Annotated in this window: 7 protein-coding genes; 4 read left to right on the top strand and 3 right to left on the bottom strand. The window is 61.5% G+C overall.

The window, feature by feature from the left end:
* Positions 1 to 60: 60 nt before the first annotated feature.
* Together AC3WLP_RS13125 and AC3WLP_RS13120 are read right to left on the bottom strand one after the other, a co-directional pair.
* On the bottom strand, positions 61 to 1,428 hold the full coding sequence (locus tag AC3WLP_RS13125) for an ATP-binding protein (RefSeq protein ID WP_088513478.1): 1,368 nt from the start codon (positions 1,426 to 1,428) through the stop codon (positions 61 to 63).
* 1 nt (position 1,429) lies between these two features.
* Complete coding sequence (locus AC3WLP_RS13120; RefSeq protein ID WP_088513479.1) at positions 1,430 to 2,149, bottom strand: response regulator; 720 nt, start codon at positions 2,147 to 2,149, stop codon at positions 1,430 to 1,432.
* A 140-nt stretch (positions 2,150 to 2,289) separates the two neighbouring features.
* On the opposite strand from AC3WLP_RS13120, the gene AC3WLP_RS13115 reads away from it, so the two are divergent.
* The gene (locus AC3WLP_RS13115; protein WP_088513480.1) at positions 2,290 to 4,587 is read left to right on the top strand and encodes a TonB-dependent siderophore receptor; all 2,298 of its coding nucleotides are present in this window, start codon (positions 2,290 to 2,292) and stop codon (positions 4,585 to 4,587) included.
* Between the two features lie 150 nt (positions 4,588 to 4,737).
* On the opposite strand, the gene AC3WLP_RS13110 is transcribed toward AC3WLP_RS13115, so the two are convergent.
* On the bottom strand, positions 4,738 to 4,944 hold the full coding sequence (locus AC3WLP_RS13110) for a DUF3079 domain-containing protein (RefSeq protein WP_011953227.1): 207 nt from the start codon (positions 4,942 to 4,944) through the stop codon (positions 4,738 to 4,740).
* 58 nt (positions 4,945 to 5,002) lie between these two features.
* On the opposite strand from AC3WLP_RS13110, the gene AC3WLP_RS13105 reads away from it, so the two are divergent.
* From AC3WLP_RS13105 to AC3WLP_RS13095, 3 genes are all read left to right on the top strand, one after another.
* The gene (locus AC3WLP_RS13105) at positions 5,003 to 5,479 is read left to right on the top strand and encodes a type II toxin-antitoxin system HigB family toxin (protein WP_230849509.1); all 477 of its coding nucleotides are present in this window, start codon (positions 5,003 to 5,005) and stop codon (positions 5,477 to 5,479) included.
* A gap of 41 nt (positions 5,480 to 5,520) precedes the next feature.
* Positions 5,521 to 5,994 (top strand): helix-turn-helix domain-containing protein, encoded by a 474-nt coding sequence (locus AC3WLP_RS13100; protein WP_004575922.1) that lies wholly within the window; start codon positions 5,521 to 5,523, stop codon positions 5,992 to 5,994.
* Positions 5,995 to 6,218: 224 nt separating this feature from the next.
* On the top strand, positions 6,219 to 7,829 hold the full coding sequence (locus AC3WLP_RS13095; RefSeq protein WP_088513481.1) for a sensor domain-containing diguanylate cyclase: 1,611 nt from the start codon (positions 6,219 to 6,221) through the stop codon (positions 7,827 to 7,829).
* The last annotated feature ends 4 nt before the right edge of the window (positions 7,830 to 7,833 follow it).

Raw genomic sequence — 7,833 nt, 5'->3', positions numbered from 1 at the left:
AATATCTGGGGCTGCTGCGCAGCCCATCGCGACACAAGGCCGCTCCCACAGAAGATCGCGTTAGCCTGGCAGCAGTATGCTGACCCGCAACCCACCGCTCTCACGGTTCGACAGCATCAGCTCACCCCCATGGCTGGTGGCGATCCGCTGGGCAATGCTCAACCCCAACCCATATCCGCCGGACGCCTGGTTACGCGACCCGTCACCGCGCACGAAGGGGTCGGTAATAGTCGCCAGCAGGCCCGGGGCAATCCCTGGCCCGCAGTCGTCGATATGGATCAATACACCTGTGGTGGCACGTTCCAACGTGACCGAAATGTTCTTGGCGTAGCGCAACGCGTTGACCAACAAGTTTTGCAGGCAGCGCTGCAACAGCAAGGCATCTACCCGCAAGTTGCCCGCCTTGCCGTGCACCGGAAGTGGTTCTGCGGCAGTGGCCAGGTCCGCACACTGGCGCGCAACCAATCGGTCCAGGTCCACCTGCTGCAAATTCTGCTGCTCTCCGGCACGCAGGTAATCCAGAACCTGACCGATCATATTGTCCATCTGCGTGATGTTCTGCCGCAGGCGCTGGCGGTGTTCGTCATCGGGTAAGCGCTCCAGACGCAGGCGCATGCGGGTGAGTGGGGTGCGCAGGTCATGAGACACGGCGGCCAGGAAGTAGGCCTTGTCGTTGACCATGGCAATCAGCCGCTGCTGCATCGCGTTGAACGCCTGCGCCGCCTGGCGCACTTCCTCCGGGCCATCCAGTGCCAGGGGAGGCTGCTCGAGGTTGCTACCCAGGCCGCGTGCGGCATCGGCCAGGCGCCGCAACGGGCGCAGGCACAGGCGCACGGCAACCAGGCATACCAGCAACACCGCGACGATGCGCAGCGCATACACCCGCAGCAGGTAATCGCTGATCAGCACCCAGGCCGACTCGCCGCTCCAGCCCTGCAGTTCCTGGCCCGCAACGGTCAGCCAGTGGCCATCGGGTAATGGCACCGCGAACTGGATATGCGCCTGGGCCGTGCGCAGGCCGAACAGGCTGCGCCAGACGATCGGCTGGCCCAGCTCGTCGGTGAGTTGCACGTTCATCAGGCGCACGTCCTGGGCATGCCCCAGCTCGTACTTCAGGGCCTGCTGCAACAACAGCTCGACCCGCCTGTGCCCGCGGCGCTCGTCATGCTCTTGCGCAGGCGGGCTTTCGACGCAGTGAAGCTGGTAGTGGGCTGGCGCCTGCAGCGTACCGCGGTGGCAGTCGGCCTGGGCAATCAGGGGGGCGCTGCGTGCAGCAACCAGTCTTACGGGCACCTCTAGCGCCTGAGCGAAACGCACGTCGAACCAGATGCTGCTCGACATCAACTGGATCACCAGCGTGCCACTGACCATGATCAGCAGCAGTTGACCAAACAAGGTGCGGGGCCATAGCCGGTGAAACCAGCGCATGTCAGGCACCGGGCGCGAGTGGGGCGAGACTCAGCAGGTAGCCTTCGTTGCGGATGGTCAGGATTTGCGCGGTCCCCGCCGGCGCTCGGCGCAGCTGCTGGCGCAGGCGGCTGACACACATGTCCACCGAACGGTCGTCGGGCAGGTGGTCGCGGCCGAACGCGCTGCGGGTCAGTTGGTCACGGGAGACCACTCGGTTGTTGGCTTCCAGCAGTTCGCGCAGCACGCGGTAGTCGGAGCGCGGCAGGGTCAGGGTCTCGCCATCCGGGCGGGTGAGCAGGCGCTTGACGTGTTCCAGGCGAAAGCCTGCGAACAGCTGGGCGTCCACCATAGGTTCTTCGGCAGAGGTGCCCAGGCGTTGCGGACGACGCAGTACGGCTTTGATCCGGGCGATCAGTTCGCGTGGTTCGAAGGGCTTGGCCAGATAGTCGTCGGCGCCTACTTCCAGACCGATGATGCGGTCCAGCGTGCTGCCCTTGGCTGACAGCATGATCACTGCCAACCCAGGTGTGGCCTGCAACTGCCTGCACAGGCTAAGGCCGTCCTCACCCGGCAGCATCAGGTCGAGCACCACCAGCTCCACTTTGTGCCGGGCCAGCTGGTCACGCATCTGTTGACCGTCTGCTGCCGCCAGCACGTTGTAGCCGGCATCGGTCAGGTAATCACAAAGAAGTTCGCGGATCTCGTCGTCATCATCGACAACCAGCAGGGTCGTGCTCATGCAGAAAATCACCTGTTAGGTGAGGGCCGGCGGCGCTCGTTACGTTCAATTACATCCCCGTACATGTCGGGTCTGGAGCCCGGAGGGCTGATCCCTAGAATCCTAACAAAAAATCATCTGCAAATACGAAGCCTTCCCAAATGAATCCCCAAAGCATCACGACAGTGTTCACCCCCTTCAGTCAAAGCGGCAATTGCCTCAAGCCGCTGGCCTTCTGCGTCGCCGTCGCCATCAGCGGTGGTGCAGTGGCTGCCGACGGCAAACCCCTTGAACTCGACGCTACACAGATCGAAGACAGTGCATTACTGCCTGCCGACGATGCCGGCCAGTTGGGCTACACGGTCGAGAGCACCCGCAGCTCCACTGGCCTGGCACTGACGCCACGGCAGACACCGCAATCGGTTACCACCATCACCCGCCAGCAGATGGATGACCGCGACATCCATACCATCGAGCAGGCATTGGAAACCGCCCCAGGCGTAACGGCCAACAAGTCCGAGGTGGGTGGGCGCACCGACTACCGCGCGCGTGGATACTCGATCAGCAACTGGAAGGTTGATGGCCTGCAGACCCAGGGCGGCTCCGATTTCAGTGGCAGCGGCAATGCGCTGAACATGGACCTGTACGAACGCATCGACATCGTGCGCGGCGCCAACGGCCTGCTGGGCGGCACCGGCGACCCCTCGGCCACCGTCAACCTGATCCGCAAGGCACCGACCAAAACCTTCGGCGGCAGTGCCTATGCCACTTACGGCAGCTGGGACAAGCGTCGTCTGGGGGCGGACTTGAACCTGCCGCTGTCCGAAGATGGCCGCCTGCGTTCGCGCTTCGTGATGACCCAGCAGGATGCCAACTCCTTCCGCGACAACCAGTCCGAACGTTCCCGCGCCGCGTTGGCCAATTTCGAGTTCGACCTGGACGACGCCACTACCTTGGGCGCCGGTTACCAGTATGAATACAACAAGGTCGTGGGTGGCGGCTGGGGCGCGAACATCCCGATCTGGTACCGCGACGGCAGCAAGACCGACTTGCCGCGCAGCACCAACGTGGTGCCCAGCTGGAGCTTTGGCGAGTACACCACCCGCACTGCGTTCGGTTCGCTCGAGCACCGCTTCGACAACGACTGGACCCTGGACCTGAAAGCCGCCCAAGCCACCACCGAAGCCCTGAACCATCGCGGCCTTGCCAAGGTGAACTCAGCTGGACGCGGCAGCTACGGCGGCTATTGGGACCAGGACGGCAGCGGCGCCGTACTGAATGGTTTGCACAGCTCCAGCGACACCACCCAGCAGTCCGCGCAAATCGACCTGTCTGGCCCGTTCCAGCTGTTCGGCCGCACCCACCAGGCCATGGTCGGCTACAACGACAGCCGCACCGTCGGCTGGTCGCCTCAGTACACCTGCACCATGGTCGGCGACGGCATGACCAGCGCGCCTGCACTGGGTTGCCAGTTCCGCGCCAACAACGGCTTCCCGGTGACCGACTGGCACAATGGCGTGGATGACGACTACGACCTCATCGCCTCGCGCACCGGTCTTCACAGCAAGACCACCACCCGTCTGCAGGGCATGTACGCCGCCACCCGCCTGAGCATCACCGACCCGTTGTCGGTGATCGTTGGCGTGCGCACCAGCAACTATTCCTCAGTCACCCGCAGTGTGGCCGGCGAGCGCAGCAGCCAGGAAGAAAACGGCATCGTCACCCCTTACCTGGGCGCGGTGTATGACCTCAATGACAACTACTCGGTATACGCCAGCTACACCGACATCTTCACCCCGCAAACCTCTGAAACCAGCAGTGGCAGCAAGGTCGAGCCGATTCGTGGGCAAAGTTACGAGACAGGTATCAAGGGTGAGTGGTTCGATGGCCGCCTGAACGCCTCGGCGGCGTACTTCCGCACCAAGCAGGAAAACAAGGCCGTGTTGGACGGCGACCTGACCACCCCGACCGGCGGCAGCGCCTACAAGGCTGGCTCCGGGCAGGAAACCGACGGTATCGACCTGGAAGTCGCAGGCGCCCTGACCCCCAACTGGAACGTCTACGCCGGTTACACCTACCTGCACTTTCGCCGCGTCGACAGCGACGGCCGCAGCGACCCGTCGCACTTGTTCAAGGCCTCCACCACCTACCGCCTGAGCGGCCCGCTCGACCGTCTGACCCTGGGCGCCGGCGTGACTGCGCAGACCAACATCCGCGCCATCTCCAGCCCGGCTGGCCAGCCCACGAACGGTGTGAGCAATGGTGCCACTGACGTGAACTGGTCCGGTTATGCCATTTGGAATGCCATGGCCAAGTACCAGCTGACCGACAACACCAGCGTCAGCCTCAACGCCAACAACCTGTTCGACAAGCACTACTACAGCCAGTACGGGTTCTATGCCGGGGCCATCTACGGCGACCCGCGTAACCTGTCGTTGACGGTAAGCACCGCGTTCTGATCAAGCCCTTCCACAAGGCCTGGCGCTGTACCTGTAGGAGCGGGTTCACCCGCGAACACCGGCGAAGCCGGTGCCTGCACGCGCATCGCCCGCTCCCACAGAAGCAGCGCTGGGTTCAAGGCCTGCGCTGGGCCGCCAAGCGGCCCTTTCTTACCTGGGCTCTACCGCTTGCCCTGGATCAACCGGCTTCTCCAACTGGCCCTCGAAGCTATCCCAATCCTTGCCAAACAGCTCCACCGGATGCATGGTCCGGTCTGCGCCATTGCCACAGGCTAGCGCCTTGGCAGGGCAGTACAGGTCGCAACCCCAGCAGATACGCTCGGGGTGGCGAGGGTTTGTGGGGAATCTCTTGGCCATGCTCAACCTCCCTCAGGGCTACCTGATCTGAACGTAAACCCCTCGCCCAGCCCGTCGTTTGACGGGCATCAATCCATTGGCGATCGCCAGGTCACCGTACATCGCGCATCCAGATATCTGGTTGACAGATATCTGGATCAGAGATATTTTCCACCCTATGTTGGTGCGCCGGGACAACACAATGCGGGTCATAACGAAAGCGGCGGTAACCAAGGCGATTGAAGCCCACGGCCAGTGGAAAGCGCCCCTAAGCCTGTGGCTGACGACCTTCGACAGGGCGACGCTGCGGTTTGAATCTTTTGAACAGTTGAGGCAGACGTGGGTCACTGTGTCTGGCTGGAATGTTGATCGCATCCCCCACTCAAAACTTAGGCCCGCCAGCCGCAAAGGGCCGCTTGATATCTACGTGTTCGATATCAAGAAAAACGAATGCCGCCTGATCGCGTGGCTCAATGCGCGAACGGGCACTCTCTACATCAAGGCCATTCTGTCGCACGCCGAGTACGACAAATGGTGCAGAAGCGATATCAGGTAGCAACCTGGGCCGCGCGATATTTCAATTCGACAGGTGACAACATGAAGCGGGATAAAATCGAAGCCAATGGACTAGATGCCTTCATCGCTAATATTTCACCCATGCTCGATGGCCTGAACACTCAGATGGCAACCATGGCCCAGCTTCTAGCCGCCTGCCATGACCCCATCAAGGACGATGCCGAGCTTGAGGCACGCATGGCATTGATCGACGAGCTCTACTCCCATGCGGACAGCGAAGGCCACGCTGCGGCACGCTTTGCCGAGATGGTTGCGGACCGCGTCTACGAGTATGAGAGTGAGTCTGTATTGGTGCCGTTCGCGAGCCAGGCCGAAGCGTTGGCCTTTCTGCTGTCGGACAGGGGCGTGAAGCAGAAGGACCTGTCGGCGATAGCGACCCAGAGCGCGGTATCCGAGATTCTGAACAACAAGCGGAAGATGACGGTTGCCCAGATAAAGGGCTTTGCTGAGTTTTTCAGCGTACCGGTTGAGTTCTTCATGCATGGGGTGGTTTGAAATCAAAGCCTTTGCTTGACCGAATGCTCCATATGAAGCGACCAGGCATGAAAAACCTCTCAATTTGTGCAGGGTTGCCGGACCAGCCATAGCCATGGTGGCTGTATTGGTGTAGACGTTCTGTCAATACACTGAGGTGAGTGTTTTACAATCTTGCGAGCCCCGCGGTGGTGGGGTATCGCAGGGTCGATGATGCACTTTGCTTTATCGCAAAAGGAGTTGCTTTGGAGCACCATTCAACCGGCAAGCGCGGCGTGAGTTACGATCCGCCGCAACGGCGGCAACGCAGGGACATCCCTTCCATCGTGCGCCGGGTGACGATGGGCGTTGTGGTCGTCTGGTTGGCACTTGTGGCAAGCCTTGGCGGCTGGATAACACAGCGCCTTACGGCAGAAGAACTCGACAACCTGGCGGCAGGCGCCGAATACGAAGCCCAGATTACGGGGCGAATCGTAGACCGCCTGTTCACCGAAATGGCCAGCGTGGCCAACATGGTGGCCCGTCAAAGCGAAGTGATCCAACTCGCTGCCCGATATCGCCACGATCCGCCCGGCTTCGCCGCACTCACGCGTGAGGAGCGCGCTTCGAAGTTCACCCGTGACCCGCTGGTGCGAAGCGTGGGTGATTTCATGGATAGATTGGCCAGCGATCTCCACTATGGCCGTATCTACATGAACAATCTCTCAGACGATACGGTGACGGCCAGCAACTGGGCGGAGTCATTCAGCATCGTTGGCCAGATCTATACGGGCAGGGCCTACCTCATCGACGCATTGCGCACCGGCAGTGGTGAGATGTTCGGCATCGCCCGCTTGAACAAAACCCCCTCCTATTTCGTCGCCAGCCGCATCGACGATGCTGACGGCAAGCCACTTGGCTCTGTCACGGTCAAGTTCGATGCCCCGGACATAGCCCTCTACCTGACAGGGCGTCACATTGCCTTGATAGTGAACCGTCAGGGCCGTGTGACCACCGCGTCCAGCGAACTTTTCATGCTGCGTAACGTGGTGACACTGCTCCCGCCCGATATTCGCAGGCCTCTGGATGGCGACGAAGAGCCGGGCGAGCCCATGGATATCCGCGCTGTGGCAGACGCGGGTCAGGCCAATCAATGGCTCATTGACGGGCACCCTTATCTGGTGCATCGCCAGCCCCTGAACGACGCGCAATATCAGCTGCTGACGCTGGCAAAGCTTGATCACCTGCAGCCGATGCGTCAGCAGTACTACTGGACCGGAGCCTCTGTGGCAGCGCTCGGGTTGATCTTGATCTTGCTCTCCAGCCGTGTGGCCGGGCAGATGCTATTGCGCCGCCAGGAAGAACGCTATGCAGCCAACTATGACGCGCTGACCGGGTTGAAGAACCGGCGTGCGATCCTGGCTGCCTTGCATCGGCATTTCGCGTTGGCGAAGCGAACGGGGCAGGGGGTGCTGGTGGCATTTATCGACCTCGACGAATTCAAGGCGATCAACGACACCTACGGGCACGAGGTGGGGGACAAGTTCCTGATCGAAGGCAGCCGGCGCTTGCAGGGCGGGTTGCGGGCAACGGATGAACTTGGGCGCTGGGGTGGTGACGAGTTCGTTGTGATCGGCTTGACCGCTTCGATCCACCCGGACGAAATGGCCAAAACTGCCGCAGCGATGCGCAGGCGGCTGGTGCCGCTGCTGATTGGTAGCTACGAGTTTGACGACTGCCGGTTCGATTACGCGGGTGCGAGTTTTGGTATTACCAGTGTTGATCCCGCTGCGACTTCGCTGCAGGCCGCGCTTAAAGCGGCGGATCAGTTGATGTATGCCGATAAAGAGGTGCGGCGGGGGTTGCGGAGGGTTTGAGAGG

The sequence above is a fragment of the Pseudomonas sp. FW305-E2 genome (genome assembly GCF_058782925.1).
The sequence above is the reverse complement of the archived record's forward strand: the minus strand, read 5'-3'. Positions and strand labels throughout refer to the sequence as shown.

Coding starts and splice junctions, on each gene's coding strand:
- AC3WLP_RS13125 (WP_088513478.1), bottom strand. CDS start 1,428: ATGCGCTGGTTTCACCGGCTATGGCCCCGCACCTTGTTTGGTCAACTG.
- AC3WLP_RS13120 (WP_088513479.1), bottom strand. CDS start 2,149: ATGAGCACGACCCTGCTGGTTGTCGATGATGACGACGAGATCCGCGAA.
- AC3WLP_RS13115 (WP_088513480.1), top strand. CDS start 2,290: ATGAATCCCCAAAGCATCACGACAGTGTTCACCCCCTTCAGTCAAAGC.
- AC3WLP_RS13110 (WP_011953227.1), bottom strand. CDS start 4,944: ATGGCCAAGAGATTCCCCACAAACCCTCGCCACCCCGAGCGTATCTGC.
- AC3WLP_RS13100 (WP_004575922.1), top strand. CDS start 5,521: ATGAAGCGGGATAAAATCGAAGCCAATGGACTAGATGCCTTCATCGCT.